The organism is Rhizobium sp. BT03, from assembly GCF_030053155.1.
In the GTDB taxonomy this organism is placed as follows: domain Bacteria; phylum Pseudomonadota; class Alphaproteobacteria; order Rhizobiales; family Rhizobiaceae; genus Rhizobium.
In genome coordinates, this window is the sequence record NZ_CP125640.1 from 1,635,446 (window position 1) to 1,649,959 (window position 14,514).

A 14,514-nucleotide genomic window follows, 5' to 3' on the forward strand; every position below is an offset into this window, starting at 1 on the left:
GTGTCGCGCCTTTTCAAGCAATGGCGCGACCGGCTTTAGCGCGCCACCGTGGGAACACATGTCGCACAATACATTCGGTCACCTCTTCCGCGTAACCACCTGGGGCGAAAGCCATGGTCCGGCGCTCGGCTGCGTCGTCGACGGCTGCCCTCCGGGGCTGCGCTTCAAGCTCGAGGACCTGCAGGTCTGGCTCGACAAGCGCAAGCCCGGGCAGTCGCGCTTCGTGACGCAGCGGCGCGAGGACGACTTGGTGAAGGTGCTCTCCGGCGTCATGCTCGACGCCGACGGCGAGACGATGACGACGACAGGCACGCCGATCTCGATGCTGATCGAAAACACCGACCAGCGCTCCAAGGATTACGGCGAGATCGCCCGGCAATATCGCCCCGGCCATGCCGACTTTACCTATGACCTGAAATACGGCATCCGCGATTATCGCGGCGGCGGCCGTTCCTCGGCGCGCGAGACCGCAGCACGGGTTGCCGCCGGCGGCATCGCCCGCCTCGTCGTGCCCGGTGTGACCGTGCGCGGCGCCCTGGTGCAGATCGGCAAACACAAGATCGACCGGCGCAACTGGGATTGGGATCAGGTCGAGCAGAACCCGTTCTTCTCCCCCGATGCCGCGATCGTGCCGGTCTGGGAGGAATATCTCGACGGCATCCGCAAGACGGGCTCGTCGATCGGCGCCGTCGTCGAAGTGGTCGCAGAAGGCGTGCCCGCCGGCATCGGCGCGCCGATCTATGCCAAGCTCGACCAGGACATCGCCTCGCTGCTGATGTCGATCAACGCCGTCAAGGGCGTCGAGATCGGCAATGGTTTTGCCGCCGCCGAAACCTCGGGCGAAGACAATGCCGATGAGATGCGCATGGGCAATGACGGCGTGCCGATCTTCCTTTCCAACAATGCCGGCGGTATTCTCGGCGGGATATCGACCGGACAGCCTGTTGTGGCGCGTTTCGCCGTCAAGCCGACCTCGTCGATCCTGACCGAACGCCAGTCGATCGATGCCGACGGCAAGAATGTCGATGTCCGCACCAAGGGCCGGCACGACCCCTGCGTCGGCATCCGCGCCGTGCCGATCGGCGAAGCGATGGTCGCCTGCGCCGTCGCCGACCATTATCTTCGCGACCGCGGCCAGACCGGCCGTCTGAAATAGGAGCGCCCCATGTCTTATGATCAGAAGCGCGTCGTCGACGCCATCCGGGCCTTCGAGGCCGGCGAGATCGTTGTCGTCATGGATGACAATGACCGCGAGAACGAGGGCGATCTGATCGTCGCCGCCGTCCATACCACGCCTGAAAAAATGGCCTTCATCGTGCGCCACACCTCCGGCATCGTCTGCGCGCCGATGCCGAAGGAGGAGGCCAAGCGCCTCAACCTCAACGCCATGGTGGCGGAAAACGATTCGGCCCACACGACGGCCTTCACCGTCTCGGTCGATTTCAAGCACGGCACGACGACCGGCATCTCCGCCGACGACCGGACGCTGACGGTGCGCAACCTCGCCAATCCGAATGTCGGTGCGGCCGATTTCGTCCGTCCCGGCCATATCTTCCCGCTGGTTTCGCGCGAAGGCGGCGTGCTGATGCGCTCCGGCCATACGGAAGCGGCCGTCGATCTCTGCAAGCTTGCCGGCCTGCCGCCGATCGGCGTCATCTCCGAACTGGTCAATGATGACGGCACGGTCACGCGTGGCCCGCAGGTGGTCGATTTCGCCGCGCAGCACGGGCTGAAGCTCGTCTCCGTCGCCGATCTCATCGCTTATCGCCAGCGCAAGGAAACGCTGGTCGAGCACGGCACCAGCTTCGACATCGACACACCCTTCGGCAAGGCCAAGGCCCATACCTATGCCCTGCCCTGGGACCCGATGCAGCATCTTGCCGTCGTCTTCGGCGATATCCGCGACGGCGTCGACATTCCGGTGCGCCTGCATCCGGAGAATGTCGCCGAGGATCTCTTCGGCAAGAACAGCCCGGTCGATTTCTACATGAAGAAGATTTCCGAGGAAGGCCGTGGCGTCATCGTCTATCTGCGCGAGGGCTCGGTCGGCGTCGGCCACCACGACAACGGCCGCAAGGCCCGCAACCAGGGCCGCGAAGCCCATGCCGAAGCGCAGACGCGCGACAGCGAATGGCTGGAAATCGGCCTCGGCGCCCAGATCCTCAAGGACCTCGGCGTCAGCTCGATCAAGCTGCTCACCAGCCGCGAGCGCCACTATGTCGGGCTGGAAGGTTTCGGGATCAAGATCAGCAAGACGGAGATTTGCTGAGGGGAGACTTCCCTTCTCCCCAGCGGGGAGAAGCGGAATTGTGGCGCCGTCTCGGTCCCTTTCTCGTCGGTACGAGCAGATATATCGAACGAAGTTCGACTACCCTCTCCACCCCTCCAGCAACACCACCTTCTCCACGCCCGCAAACCGCGCCACCCGATCCAACTCCGCTTCCAGCCGCTCCAGCCGCCCCACTGCTGCCTTCACGCCCGGTTCCAGCCAGAGCCGCCTGACGTCGAGCGTCGATTTCTTCCGGTCGGCCTTCATGTCGATGCGGCCGATCAGCCGGTCGCCTTCGAGCAGCGGGAAGACGTAATAGCCATATTCGCGCTTCGGCTCGGGCACGAAAATCTCGATGCGGTAGAAGAAGCCGAACAGGCGTTCGGTGCGGTTGCGGTCGCGGATCATCGGGTCGAAGGGGCTGAGCACGCGGATGCGCGGCGGGGCGCCGGGGTAATTGTCGAGCGTCGAGAGGAAATCGGCAAAGGCCCAGGAGGGGCGCGGCTTGACCCCGAGCGCCGGTTCGATCAGCACCTCGATCAGTTCGTCGCGATGGGCGGCGACCCAGGCTTTGGCCTCGTCAGGCGAGACGAGGTTCCAGAAGGCCGATATCTCGCCATGGGTGGCAAAGCCGAGGCGGCTGAGCGCGCTGCGGCAGGCCCAGTCGATAAATTCCTCGCGGCTCACCTCCGGCTCGCGGAATTCGGCCGGAATGACGCGCTCGGTGAGATCATAGATCTTCTGGAAGTTCGAGCGGCCGGCGATGGCGAACTTGCCGGTGTGCCAGAAATATTCGAGCGCCGTCTTGTTCGGATGCCAGTTCCACCAGCCGCCGGAAACATGGCCGTCGGCCTTGATGTCACGCGCCAGGATCGCGCCGTCGCGCTCCACGCGCTCATAAGTCTCCGCGAAGGCCGCCTCGAAGCCTTCGCCGCGCCATTTGCGCCAGCGCTCGACGATGACCTTCTCCTGATGGCGGAACTTGTGTTTCCAATAGACGAAGAAGGCGCTCGGCAGGATCGAGGCGTCATGGGTCCAGTGCTCGAACAGCGTGCCGTCCTTTTCGAGCAGCGCGGTCAGGTGCTCGCGCCTGTAGGTTTGATTGCGCGAAAATAGGATCTGGTGATGCGCCCGCTCGACCGTCTGGATGCTGTCCACCTGGACGAAACCCAACTCACGGATGAGCTGCAGCAGGCCTGATTTGGTCAGGGCGCGGTTCGGCGGCGCGCTCAATCCCTGCTTGGCAAGGAAGACACGGCGAGCGTCGGCATTGGAGAGCAGATTCGTCATGGATGCATGATAGCGCGGAAAATCTTCCTAGCCACCCGATATAGCGATTTGCTCTTCATCACCCTCGCTTACCCGTATAGAAGCGCTGCTGTCGGGTTGCGCCAGCGGCTGCCCCTCACCCTAACCCTCTCCCCGCTCGCGGGGAGAGGGGACGTGCCCTGCGAGAGGCTGGTGGGGAATGGAGAGGTCGCGGCATGGTCCCTTCGCCCCGTTTACGGGGGTCCGAAGGACGGGTCGAGACGCGTGGCTCGACCCCGGTGGGGTGCCGGCAGGCGGATGAGGGGCCGGCATCGGCAATCTCCTCCGATGAAAGATGCGAGGGATTGGGTTGGACATAGAATTCGAAGGTGCCGGGGTCAGATTCGGAACGCGGGTGGCGCTGGAGCCGCTGACGCTCGGCATCAGCGGCAAACGCATCGGCGTCATCGGGCTCAATGGCTCGGGCAAGACCACGTTTGCGCGGCTGATCAACGGGCTGACCAAGCCGACGGTCGGTCGCGTCACCGTCAACGGTCGCGACACGGCCGATGAGAAGGCTGCCGCAGTCGACGTCGGCTTCATCTTCCAGTCGCCGCAGAACCAGATCATCCTGCCGATCGTCCGGGACGACATCGCCTTCGGGCTGAAGCGGCACGGTTTCAGCAAGGCGGAGATCGAGGCGAAGGTCGATGGCGTGCTCGCCCGCTTCGGGGCCGAAGCGCTCGCCGACCGCCGGGCGCACGAGCTTTCCGGCGGCGAGCTGCAGGTGGCGGCCCTCTGCTCGGTGCTGGTGACGGGGCCCGGCATTCTCATTCTCGACGAGCCGACCAACCAGCTCGACCTGAAGAACCGGGCGCTGGTCGAGCGGATTATCGCCGGGCTGCCGGAAAGCGCCATCGTCATCACCCATGATCTGGATCTGATCGCCGATTTCGAACGGGTGCTGCTGTTTCATGAAGGGCGGCTCGCCGCCGATGCGCCGGCGGCTGAGGCGATCGCCCGCTACAGGGAGATCGCCGCCTGATGCAGTCGCTCTATGTCGAAGGCAACAGCCCGATGCACCGGCTTTCGCCGCGGGTCAAGCTCGTGTCGCTTGCGGTCTTCGGCATCGTGCTGTTCATCAGCCAGAACATCGCCCTGCTTTCCGGCTTGGTGGTGCTGACGGCGGTTCTCTACCGCACCACCGGCCTGCCGCTCGGCGAGGGCCTGCGGCGGCTGCGGCCGGTCTTCCTGACGATTGCGGTCGTGGCGCTCTTCAATCTCCTCTTCAATCCCTGGCAGGCGGCACTCGTGCCGGTGCTGCGGCTGACGGCGTTGATGCTGCTTGCCGCCACCGTGACGGCGACGACGTCGATCACCGAGTTCATCGACGAGGTGACGGCGCTTGCCCGCCCGCTCGAACGCACCGGCTGGGTGCAGGCCGACGATATCGGCCTGGCGCTGGGGCTGGTGCTGCGTTTCGTGCCGGAGATCGTCGGCCGTTATCAGGCGATCCGCGAGGCGCATAAGGCACGTGGGCTGAAGGTCCGGCCGACGACGCTGCTTGCGCCGCTGATCATCCTGACCCTTAAGGATGCGGATAATATCGCCGCGGCGATTGACGCGCGCGGAATTCGGCGGCATGTGAGTTAACGATTGATAAACACGGAATTCATGATGAGCACTCGCGACCTCGTTCTTACCGCCCTCTTTGCCGCGATCATCGTGGCGCTTGGCCTGCTGCCGCCGATCTCGCTCGGCTTCATTCCGGTGCCGATCACCGCCCAATCCCTCGGCGTCATGATGGCCGGCGTCGTGCTCGGCGCCCGGCGCGGCGCGATTGCCGTGCTGATCGTGCTGGTTCTGGTCGCGATCGGCCTGCCGGTGCTTTCCGGCGGCCGCGGCGGGCTTGCCATCTTCGCGTCGCCAACGGCCGGCTTCCTGATCGGCTGGATCTTTGCCGCCTTCGTCACCGGCTATCTCAGCGAACGGCTGGTCAACGAACAGCAATCCGGCCTAGTGCAGACGGTGAGCTTCTTCCTCACCGCCATGGCCGGCGGCATCGTCGTGCTCTACGCTTTCGGCATCACCTATCTCGCCACCGTCGCCGGCTTCGGCTTCACGAAAGCCTTCGTCGGCTCGATGGCCTTCATTCCCGGCGACGTGATCAAGGCCTTCGTCGCAGCCCTGCTTGGCCGCGCCGTCATGGTCGGCTATCCCCTGCTGCCGTCGCGCGCCTGACGCATAGACCGGCCTTGTCTGGTGAATACCCCAACGGCCCCTTCGGGGGCCGTTGCGCTTAAAGACATGGAGCCCTTCACCAGAAGTCGCTTCCGGTCCGGATGAATGCGGGAACTTCCAAACCTTCTTTTCATTTGTCGCAACGAACATCCGTGAAGGAGAAATCATGCGAGGCGACCAGCAGGAGGAGATGACTGCCTGGTTCCGGTCGCTGGATCCTGTCCAGCCGAAGGACATGGTCGGCCTCTGGAGCGGCGTCGGCATTCCGTCGGATCATCCACTGGACGGCGTGCTCGAGAATCTTAACTGGTTTGGCAAGCGCTTCCATTCCGACATGCGGGCGGACGCCCTGCTCTTCACGTGGAGACCGGGCCGACTGGTGGCGCTGGAGCCAAGCTTGTTACCCATCAGGCTGGCGATCAAGATGGCGCCCTTTGGCCGGACATTCGTCGCGCGCAGCTGGTTCTCCTACCTGCAGAAGATGCTTCGAGCGAGAGGCACGACCGCTTCGTTACGGCTTCAGGCCTTTGACGGTATCGAAACGGCTGCGATGATCTACGACAAACAGCCGATCGTGGACTACTTCCGGAGGATTGACGATGACGAGATTGCCGGAATGATGTGTGTGCGCGACGACCCTCGGCGATTCTTCTTCAAGCTCCGGAAAGTGACGGACTGAGGTATGCAGCAAACGCCTGGCGCCTGGATAATCTTTCCTCAATCCAAAACAGGCTGAACATGCTATGAAAGCAGGGAAGAGGACGAGATGACCGTCATCGATCGAAATCATGTTCAAGTCCGGGGCGATGGCCAGCGTGCGATGATCTTTTCGCATGGATTCGGGTGCGACCAGAATATGTGGCGCTTCGTAGCTCCGGCTTTTGAAGGCGACTTCAAGACAGTACTGTTCGATCATGTTGGCGCGGGACGATCCGATCTCACGGCTTATGATGCCGGAAAGTATTCTTCATTGTTTGGTTATGCGGATGACCTCGTGGAAATTTGCCGCGCGCTTGGCCTGACGCAAACAGTCTTCGTCGGGCACTCCGTCAGCGCGATGATTGGCGTCATCGCGTCGCTGGAGGCACCGGACCTGTTTGAAAGCCTGATCCTTGTCGGGCCGTCGCCGCGCTATATCAACGACGATGACTATATCGGCGGCTTCAGCGCGGCCGAGATAGACGAACTCCTGACATCGTTGGACGACAATCACTTGGGGTGGTCTGCCGCCATGGCGCCCGCCATCATGGGCAATCCGGATCGACCGGAACTTAGCGAAGAGCTGACAAATAGTTTTTGCCGCACCGATCCTGAGATCGCCAAGGCATTCGCGCGGGTGACCTTCACCTCAGACAATCGCCGCGACCTTGCCCGGGTCACCGCCAGAACGCTGGTCCTTCAATGCCGCGATGATATCATCGCCTCCGAAGAGGTCGGCGAATTCGTCCATCAGCAGGTCCCGAATAGTCAATTGGTCGTGCTCAACGCAAGTGGCCACTGCCCTAACCTCAGCGCTCCCGACGAGGTCATCTCTGCAATCCGGCGGTTCGTCTAATGAGCGGTCCCGACACGCAGATCTCCATGCCGGCGGAAGACCTTGAGGACTTATACGAAAACGCGCCATGCGGCTATCTCTCGCTGCAGCCGGACGGGCGCATCGTCAAGGTGAACAAAACGCTGTCGACCTGGATCGGCATCCCTGCCGAGCAACTCCTCGGCAAACGACTTCACGACCTCCTCAACACCTCGGGCCGTATATTCTACGAAACCCATTTTGCGCCTTTGCTGCGCATGCAAGGGTTTTTCAACGAGGTTGCCCTCGATCTTGTGGCGGCGGACGGCAGAAAACTGCCTGTGCTCGCCAATGCCATGGAAAGACGTGCAGAAGACGGTGCCCTGCTTTTCACCCGTGTGACGATGTTCCAGGCTGCCGAGCGTCGCCGTTATGAACGGGAGCTGGTCGAAGCGCGCGCGGCGGCAGACACGGCCGGTGCCATCGTCAAATCCCAGCTCAACTTCGAACAGCAAACCGCCGAGTTGCGGGAGCAGTTCATCGCCATCCTTGGGCATGACCTGCGCAACCCGCTTGCCTCGATTGCCGCTGCGGGGCGTATGTTGCGAAAGGAAGAGCAGACCGATCGCTCGACTAAAGTTCTCGATTTGATGCAGGGCAGCGTCGTTCGCATGTCTGGTCTGATCGACAATGTCCTCGACTTCGCGCGTGCACGATTGGGTGGCGGCATCGTGCTCGACAGGCGAGCGGAGGAGCTCGAGCCGATCCTGCGGCAGGTCATCGAAGAACTCCGCTATAGTCACCTCGACCGCAGGATTGAGGTGAGCATCGAATTAGACGGCCCTATAAGTTGCGACAGCAGCCGGATTGGCCAGCTGGTGTCCAATCTCTTGGGAAATGCCCTGACCCATGGGACGCCGGACGAACCGGTGCGGCTATCTGCGGCAACCGTCGACGGAAGACTGGAGCTCTGGATCGCCAACGGCGGCGCTCCTATTTCCAGCGATGCGATGGCACGGCTTTTCCAGCCTTTCTTCAAAGGCGAAGCCGGCACAATTCAAAGAGGATTGGGGCTGGGTTTGTATATCGCTTCGGAAATCGCCCGCGCCCATGGCGGGGCGATCACGGTCAGTTCCGGTGACAACGAGACACGCTTCACCTTTGTGATGCCCTTGGATTGACCGGGGCACAGCCGCGCCGGAATCCGGGCAACAAAAAACCGCCTTGAGGCGGTCGGGCATTCTATCGATTTCAGTTTGATTTAGTCTCCTCCTCCACCATCTCCGCCACCGCCGTCACAGTCGCCTGAGGCGTCGAACCAGCCTCCACCTCCATCGCCGGAGCTTCCTGAACTGCCCGACCTACGCTTGGTGTTTGCGGTGGTCTGAGCAGTGCGCCCTCGTGCTGCCCCGGTGATCAGGGCAAACAGGACAAAGCCTGCGATAAGCATGGTAGTCATAAGAAATATACTCAATCAGTCTCCTTCGTTTGTTTCAGGAAATCTTGTTTCCCGATTAAAATAGTAGATTATTTTCTCGCTCTCGAAAATAGCCTGAATATGAAACTTTCATGACATCCTGGGGCACGTCAAGCGTGGGCTGTTGCATCAGCGGGCAAGGACCGCATTCACCGAATCGTCCGTCGACTGATCAATGAGAACATGGAGAGGCCGTTCGATGTGCGTTTCGATGACCCTGGATCATCGCCGGGATGGACCGGGCATTGAGCCGATGGGAAGGGCGATCACGATGGCAGCAAGCAGCGCTGCGACGAGGATGCCGACACAGGCTGGCCAGCCCATGTGATCATAGATCTGGCCGAGGATGAGGCTGCCTGCGAGACCCCCGGTGTAATAGGACGCGAGGTAAATTCCGCTGGCGCCTGCCTTGTCCGTGACCGCACGTCGGCCAACCAATCCGGTGGCGATCGCCTGGGCGAGAAATGTCCCTATTGCCACAAACGCCAGTCCGGCCAACACCAAAGTCAAGCTGACACTCAGAAGCGCCGCGAGGCCGACAATGGCGAGCCCAAGCGTCGAGATGATCCCGAGTTTTGCTCCGATTCGGACCGCGAGCTTGCCTGCCATCGGCGTGGTCAGCATCGACGGCAGGAATACCAGATAAACGAGGCCGAGCGTCATCGGCGACAGGCCGAGAGCCACGAGTTGGAAATTCACATAGGTGAAGGTTCCGATGAAGACGAAAAGGATGAGGAAGCCGATCGCGAAGACGCGGCGCAACTCACCATCGGCGAAATGATAAGTCCAGCGGCGCATATCGAATGACCCGTCATCGCTGGTCCGCATCACGGCCGACGTCTTTTTGAGGGTGAGCCGGACAAGCAGCGCGCCCGCGATGTTGAGGGCCGCGAAGGTGAGGAAGTTGATTTCAAGCCCACCGAAACCGGCTACGACGGCGGAGAGGATGCGGCCAAAGAAGTTACTCGCAACATTGCCGGTGACATAGGCTCCCAAGGCGCCTGCCGCCTGGGCTGGCGAGAAGTGTTCCGATAGATAGGCAATGGTCAGCGTGAAGGCTGCCGACATGCAAAGGCCCTGGACGATACGGAGGACGGCAAAAACCGTCAGATCATCGGTAAAGGCGAGAGCTGTCGTGGGAAGTGAAAGCAGCGCAAGGCTGATCCAGATACCGCTACGGCGATCGATCCTACGACCGAAGAAGGCTATGGCAAGCCCGGCGACGGCCATGCCGAAAGTGCTGGCATTGACGGCAAAGCCCATGGCGGCGCGGCTGACCTGGAATTTCTCGACAAGCGCGGGCAGGATCGCCTGAGCCGCAAAGAGATCAACCAATGTCAGGAAGGAAATCAGCGCGATGACGGCAAAGCGCCAGCCATTAGCCGCTGCTCCGAAATTCGTGCGCGAAGGATTGAGGACATGCTCGATGCCGGTCATGGCGATCGCTCCAACGGTTGGATGAACTGTTGCGGCATCTCCGCTCTGGCGTGACCGGAGACGCCTTTCAGTGAGCCGGGAAGCGACTCACATGGATTCGTGCTTTTGCTCTTCCGAGGTCAGGATGTCGGCGGAGTAGAGGATAGCCGGCTCGCTGCCATTGTTCTTCCACCAGTGAGACAGCATGCCGAATTCCGCAGTCACGTCGCCGGCCTTGTGCTCGATCGGCACTTTGCAGGTGCTGCGGTATTCGGTGATCGAGCCCGAAACGATCAGGATGTTGGCTGGGCGAGCCTCATGCGAATGCCACGGCACGACGCCGCCGGGCTGCACAACCAGCTTGCGCATCCGCAGCGCACTGTTCTTCCAGGCATCGCCCTTGGAGGCGAGATCGATCGACGAGATGACCTCGTCGGTCACGTCCTTCGGCATCATTTCGCCGGGCTGCATACCATTTTCGGCGACCTGGTCGGCCGGGCATTCGCCGGCATAGGCTTGGCCGGTCGAAATGGTGGTGAAGGATGCGAGGGCGAGGACGGTGGCGAGCGTCACGCGCTTGGCATTGAGTTCGAATTTCATCAGAGTTCTCCTTGTTGGGCCCGGATGAAGCGTTCGCGCCGGGCATGACAAGGAGCATGGCGAACTCGATGGCGAATGAGAAATACCGCCTAATTCTGAATTCCATAGCCACAGCCTATCGTGAAACGCAGGATGTGTGGAAGCCTCCGCATCACTGGGATACGGACCACAATTCATTGGATTTTTTATGCTTTCAATGCATCCGAGCAGGTAGCGTCGCCCAACCATAGGATTTGACGGCGCTGACAAAGGCGGCGACGGCGGGTGAGAAGCGACGGCCGGCGACAGTCACCAGGCAGACCTCTCGCGTCACCTCTGGATCGGTCACGGGGCGGACCTGGAGGCCTGGCACCACGGCACTGTATTCGGGAATAAAACAGATGCCGAGGCCGCCGGCGACAAGGTTCTGAATCCAGTCCTCGCGCTCGCTCGAATAAGAATCCTGCGTCTTCACACCCTGCGCGTCGCAGAGATCCGAAAGGTAATCCCAGTATTCGCAGTTCACGCGCCTGAGATAGACTTCGCCGTCAATCGCCGAGATGGGGATCGCATCATATTGAGCCAGCCTGTGCCCGGTCGGGAAGGCGAGCATGAAGCGCTCGCGGAAGAGCGGCGTGATGTCGAAGCGATCGGGGAATTTCTCGGCCGTCGACATCAGCGTCACATCGATGTCGCCCTGTTCGAGCAGTTCAGACAACTTAGACGGGATACCTTCGACGAGCTGCAACTGGATTCCCTTGTGGCGCATGTTGAAGTCGGTCAGCAGGCCTGTGAAGCGGCGCGGTCCGATTGTGCACATGATACCGACCTTGAGATGGGCATTGTTGAGACACAGAAATTTCGAGGCCTCGGATTTGACGCCCAGAAGTTCATCCTGCACTTGCTGGAAACGTGGACGTAATAGATTGCCGAGATCGGTGATGTGGGTGAGGTTCCGTTCGCGACGAAAAAGCAGACCGCCGACCTCGTCTTCGAGCTGCTGGATTGCGCGGCTCAGCGCGGGTTGGGTGACGTTACAGTTTTGCGCGGCGCGCGTGAAATTGCGCGTTTCGCAAACAGCCAGAAAATACCGGATGTGATGGATATCCATATCCGCCCCCAAGTGATTAAGATAAATGCCGATGCATCTATTCTGGTCCCGCGCGCCATCTTCTGCCAATGCCACTGAATTATCAATTCCATTAGACAGCGGCATTTCTCTTTCGATGACGGCCGCGCCATTTTGAACGGAAAGCCACAACTCGTGGCGCCCAAGAAATGGAGAATGCGATGCTCAAATTGCTTGATAGCGAAACCGAAGCCCTGGCCGGCCGCAAGATGCTCGAGGGCCGCACCGCGATCGTGACAGGCTCCACCAGCGGCATCGGCCTCGGCATAGCCCATGCGCTGGCAAGGGCGGGCGCCTCCGTCATGCTCAATGGTTTCGGCAATCCGGTCGAGATCGAGACACTGCGCGCCGAGATGGCCGAGGGCAATGATGTCGATGTCGCCTATGACAGCGCCGACATGTCGAAGCGCGATGCGATCCTGATGATGGTGGAGCGAGCGCACGCCCGGTTCGGTCAAGTCGACATTATTGTCAACAATGCCGGCATCCAGCATGTCTCTCCCATCGGCGAATTTCCGCCCGAGAAATGGGAGGCGATCATGGCGATCAATCTGTCTGCCGCGTTCCATCTTGTCCAGGCCACGTTTGACGGCATGTGCGAGCGCGGTTATGGCCGCATCATCAATGTCGCCTCCGCTCACGGCCTTGTCGCTTCGCCTTTCAAGTCGGCATATGTCGCCGCCAAGCATGGCCTTGTTGGCTTTACAAAGTCGATTGCGCTGGAGGGTGCCGAGTTCGGTGTGACATCGAATGCGATCTGCCCCGGCTATGTCTGGACGCCGCTTGTGGAGCAGCAGCTCGACGCCCAGGCGAAGTCGCACAATATCGCGCGCGACGCGGTGATCCGCGACGTGTTTCTCAAGAACCAGCCAACCAAACGGTTCGCGACGGTCGAGGAAATGGGCGCACTCAGCGTCTTCCTCTGCTGCGATCTCGCAGGCTCCATCACCGGCACGACCATTCCCGTCGATGGTGGCTGGACGGCGCATTGAAAATCTCAACACGAACAAATCGGGGAACGAGAACCATGAACAAGCACGCAGGTGTGAAGACAATAATCGCCGACAGCGCGGTTGTCGCCTCCTCTGAGCGAGAGCCGCGTATGCTCAATCTGGCGCTCCAGGGCGGAGGCGCGCATGGCGCGTTCACCTGGGGCGTGCTCGACCGGCTGCTCGACGAACCGAACCTCTCCTTCGAAGGCATTGTCGCAACCAGCGCCGGCGCGATGAATGCCGCTGTGCTGGCCTATGGCCTGGCTGAAGGCGGGCGAAGTGGGGCGCAGACCGCGCTCGCCAATTTCTGGCGGCGCGTCAGCCATGCATCGGCATCCGGGCCTTTGCAGCCGACGATCTTCGACAAGATAACCGGATCTCGGGCGCTGGAATTCTCGCCGGCCTTCATGATGTTCGACATCGTAACGCGGCTGATGTCGCCTTACCAGTTCAACCCGTTCAACTTCAATCCGCTCAGGCAGGTGCTGGAACAATCGGTCGACATGAATGCGATCCGGATGGCGCGCTGCCCGGTGAAGCTCAGCATCTGCGCCACCAATGTCCGGACCGGCAAGGTCAAAGTGTTCGGCAATGACGAGCTGTCGATCGATGCCATCATGGCTTCGGCCTGTCTGCCTTTCCTGTTTCAGGCGGTCGAGATCGAGGGCGAATCCTATTGGGATGGCGGCTACATGGGCAATCCGGCGATCTTTCCGCTGATCTATGGCTGCGACACGCCGGATGTGCTGGTGGTCCATATCAATCCGATCGAGCGGGCCGAAGTGCCGCGCACGGCCTCCGAGATCCTGAACCGCATCAACGAGATCAGCTTCAATTCGTCGCTGCTGCGGGAAATGCGGGCGGTGGCATTCGTCACCGATCTGGTCGATGCCGCCCCGGAAAATTCCAGGAACCTGAAACGCATCTTCGTGCATGGCATTTCCGATGACGAGACGATGAAGAGCCTTTCCGTGTCGAGCAAGCTCAATGCCGATTGGGGGGCGTTGGTCGATCTGCGCGACCGCGGCCGGGAATGCACCGACATGTGGCTGCTCGCCAACTACCAGGACATCGGCAAACGATCGACAGTCGACATTCGCGAACGATATCTCTGATTCTACGAGGAGTTCCCTCCGCGTCGCCGGTTCCGGTCCGCGCTCGTTCCCTCGCGGTACGCCACCTCCCCCCGTCGTCCGCGGGGGTTATTTTTTGCCTTCTCGCCAGCCGCCGCCGCGCATAGCGCCAGCCTATGAAAACCATGCCGCAACAGCATTTCAAACATCGCCGGCAATGCGGGAAAGTAATTCCAGTCAAGCCGGAAACCGGTTTGATCTAACTCAACCAGGAGACATTTCCATGAACTCGACCCGCATCCTCATCGGCTCCGCCCTTGCCGCCATCACCTCCATGGCTTCCTCCAGCGCCTTTGCCGGCCCTGCCGCACAGCCCGAATTCTCGTTCGAGAAGTGCTACGGCGTCGTCAAGGCCGGCCTCAACGATTGCCAGACGGCCACCCATTCCTGCGCTGGCACCTCGACGGCCGACAACCAGGGTGATGCCTGGGTCTACGTGCCGGCCGGCACCTGCGCCAAGATTTCAGGCGGCGCGATCGAACCCAAGGTCTGAGGCCCTTCCGAGCTTCATTCAACC

At 61.2% G+C, this 14,514-nt stretch carries 15 protein-coding genes; 11 read left to right on the top strand and 4 right to left on the bottom strand.

Annotation, left to right across the window (positions count from 1 at the left end; all coding sequences use genetic code 11):
* Nucleotides 1-58 precede the first annotated feature (58 nt).
* Together aroC and ribB are read left to right on the top strand one after the other, a co-directional pair.
* Nucleotides 59-1,156: a chorismate synthase gene (aroC, locus tag QMO80_RS08150; RefSeq protein ID WP_283199613.1), complete on the top strand. Its 1,098-nt coding sequence runs from the start codon at nt 59-61 to the stop codon at nt 1,154-1,156.
* 9 nt (nt 1,157-1,165) lie between these two features.
* Entirely contained in the window at nt 1,166-2,269 is a 1,104-nt protein-coding gene (ribB, locus tag QMO80_RS08155) for a 3,4-dihydroxy-2-butanone-4-phosphate synthase (protein WP_283199614.1), read from the top strand.
* Nucleotides 2,270-2,368: 99 nt separating this feature from the next.
* Here ribB and QMO80_RS08160 read toward each other — a convergent pair whose 3' ends face one another.
* Entirely contained in the window at nt 2,369-3,559 is a 1,191-nt protein-coding gene (locus QMO80_RS08160; protein WP_283199615.1) for a winged helix-turn-helix domain-containing protein, read from the bottom strand.
* A 328-nt stretch (nt 3,560-3,887) separates the two neighbouring features.
* On the opposite strand from QMO80_RS08160, the gene QMO80_RS08165 reads away from it, so the two are divergent.
* The 6 genes from QMO80_RS08165 (at nt 3,888) to QMO80_RS08190 (ending at nt 8,452) form a co-directional block, all read left to right on the top strand.
* The gene (locus QMO80_RS08165; protein ID WP_283199616.1) at nt 3,888-4,562 is read left to right on the top strand and encodes an energy-coupling factor ABC transporter ATP-binding protein; all 675 of its coding nucleotides are present in this window, start codon (nt 3,888-3,890) and stop codon (nt 4,560-4,562) included.
* Nucleotides 4,562-5,170 carry an energy-coupling factor transporter transmembrane protein EcfT gene (locus QMO80_RS08170; protein ID WP_283199617.1) on the top strand — a complete coding sequence of 203 codons (609 nt, stop codon included), beginning with the start codon at nt 4,562-4,564 and terminating at the stop codon, nt 5,168-5,170. The genes QMO80_RS08165 and QMO80_RS08170 overlap by 1 nt, the downstream gene beginning before the upstream one ends.
* 24 nt (nt 5,171-5,194) lie before the next feature.
* Nucleotides 5,195-5,758 carry a biotin transporter BioY gene (locus QMO80_RS08175; RefSeq protein ID WP_018245071.1) on the top strand — a complete coding sequence of 188 codons (564 nt, stop codon included), beginning with the start codon at nt 5,195-5,197 and terminating at the stop codon, nt 5,756-5,758.
* A 166-nt stretch (nt 5,759-5,924) separates the two neighbouring features.
* The gene (locus QMO80_RS08180; protein WP_283199618.1) at nt 5,925-6,437 is read left to right on the top strand and encodes a GXWXG domain-containing protein; all 513 of its coding nucleotides are present in this window, start codon (nt 5,925-5,927) and stop codon (nt 6,435-6,437) included.
* Between the two features lie 87 nt (nt 6,438-6,524).
* Nucleotides 6,525-7,313, top strand: coding sequence for an alpha/beta fold hydrolase (locus tag QMO80_RS08185; RefSeq protein ID WP_283199619.1), 789 nt, complete (start codon nt 6,525-6,527; stop codon nt 7,311-7,313).
* Nucleotides 7,313-8,452, top strand: a complete 1,140-nt coding sequence (locus tag QMO80_RS08190) for a PAS domain-containing sensor histidine kinase (protein ID WP_283199620.1) — start codon at nt 7,313-7,315, stop codon at nt 8,450-8,452. Before QMO80_RS08185 ends, QMO80_RS08190 begins: the two co-directional genes overlap by 1 nt.
* A 518-nt stretch (nt 8,453-8,970) precedes the next feature.
* Here QMO80_RS08190 and QMO80_RS08195 read toward each other — a convergent pair.
* From QMO80_RS08195 to QMO80_RS08205, 3 genes are all read right to left on the bottom strand, one after another.
* Entirely contained in the window at nt 8,971-10,185 is a 1,215-nt protein-coding gene (locus QMO80_RS08195) for an MFS transporter (protein WP_283199621.1), read from the bottom strand.
* An 87-nt stretch (nt 10,186-10,272) separates the two neighbouring features.
* Nucleotides 10,273-10,764, bottom strand: a complete 492-nt coding sequence (locus QMO80_RS08200; protein ID WP_283199622.1) for a cupin domain-containing protein — start codon at nt 10,762-10,764, stop codon at nt 10,273-10,275.
* 193 nt (nt 10,765-10,957) lie between these two features.
* Complete coding sequence (locus tag QMO80_RS08205; protein WP_283200142.1) at nt 10,958-11,854, bottom strand: LysR family transcriptional regulator; 897 nt, start codon at nt 11,852-11,854, stop codon at nt 10,958-10,960.
* Between the two features lie 179 nt (nt 11,855-12,033).
* On the opposite strand from QMO80_RS08205, the gene QMO80_RS08210 reads away from it, so the two are divergent.
* The 3 genes from QMO80_RS08210 to QMO80_RS08220 all read left to right on the top strand — a co-directional run bounded on the left by QMO80_RS08210 (nt 12,034) and on the right by QMO80_RS08220 (nt 14,490).
* Nucleotides 12,034-12,864, top strand: coding sequence for a 3-hydroxybutyrate dehydrogenase (locus QMO80_RS08210; protein ID WP_283199623.1), 831 nt, complete (start codon nt 12,034-12,036; stop codon nt 12,862-12,864).
* 35 nt (nt 12,865-12,899) lie between these two features.
* The gene (locus QMO80_RS08215) at nt 12,900-13,979 is read left to right on the top strand and encodes a patatin-like phospholipase family protein (protein ID WP_283199624.1); all 1,080 of its coding nucleotides are present in this window, start codon (nt 12,900-12,902) and stop codon (nt 13,977-13,979) included.
* A gap of 241 nt (nt 13,980-14,220) precedes the next feature.
* Complete coding sequence (locus QMO80_RS08220; RefSeq protein WP_283199625.1) at nt 14,221-14,490, top strand: DUF2282 domain-containing protein; 270 nt, start codon at nt 14,221-14,223, stop codon at nt 14,488-14,490.
* The last annotated feature ends 24 nt before the right edge of the window (nt 14,491-14,514 follow it).

Excerpts from the sequence above, each read along its gene's own strand:
- aroC (WP_283199613.1), top strand. The coding sequence starts at position 59 with ATGTCGCACAATACATTCGGTCACCTCTTCCGCGTAACCACCTGGGGC.
- ribB (WP_283199614.1), top strand. The coding sequence starts at position 1,166 with ATGTCTTATGATCAGAAGCGCGTCGTCGACGCCATCCGGGCCTTCGAG.
- QMO80_RS08160 (WP_283199615.1), bottom strand. The coding sequence starts at position 3,559 with ATGACGAATCTGCTCTCCAATGCCGACGCTCGCCGTGTCTTCCTTGCC.
- QMO80_RS08170 (WP_283199617.1), top strand. The coding sequence starts at position 4,562 with ATGCAGTCGCTCTATGTCGAAGGCAACAGCCCGATGCACCGGCTTTCG.
- QMO80_RS08175 (WP_018245071.1), top strand. The coding sequence starts at position 5,195 with ATGAGCACTCGCGACCTCGTTCTTACCGCCCTCTTTGCCGCGATCATC.
- QMO80_RS08180 (WP_283199618.1), top strand. The coding sequence starts at position 5,925 with ATGCGAGGCGACCAGCAGGAGGAGATGACTGCCTGGTTCCGGTCGCTG.
- QMO80_RS08185 (WP_283199619.1), top strand. The coding sequence starts at position 6,525 with ATGACCGTCATCGATCGAAATCATGTTCAAGTCCGGGGCGATGGCCAG.
- QMO80_RS08190 (WP_283199620.1), top strand. The coding sequence starts at position 7,313 with ATGAGCGGTCCCGACACGCAGATCTCCATGCCGGCGGAAGACCTTGAG.
- QMO80_RS08195 (WP_283199621.1), bottom strand. The coding sequence starts at position 10,185 with ATGACCGGCATCGAGCATGTCCTCAATCCTTCGCGCACGAATTTCGGA.
- QMO80_RS08200 (WP_283199622.1), bottom strand. The coding sequence starts at position 10,764 with ATGAAATTCGAACTCAATGCCAAGCGCGTGACGCTCGCCACCGTCCTC.
- QMO80_RS08205 (WP_283200142.1), bottom strand. The coding sequence starts at position 11,854 with ATGGATATCCATCACATCCGGTATTTTCTGGCTGTTTGCGAAACGCGC.
- QMO80_RS08210 (WP_283199623.1), top strand. The coding sequence starts at position 12,034 with ATGCTCAAATTGCTTGATAGCGAAACCGAAGCCCTGGCCGGCCGCAAG.
- QMO80_RS08215 (WP_283199624.1), top strand. The coding sequence starts at position 12,900 with ATGAACAAGCACGCAGGTGTGAAGACAATAATCGCCGACAGCGCGGTT.
- QMO80_RS08220 (WP_283199625.1), top strand. The coding sequence starts at position 14,221 with ATGAACTCGACCCGCATCCTCATCGGCTCCGCCCTTGCCGCCATCACC.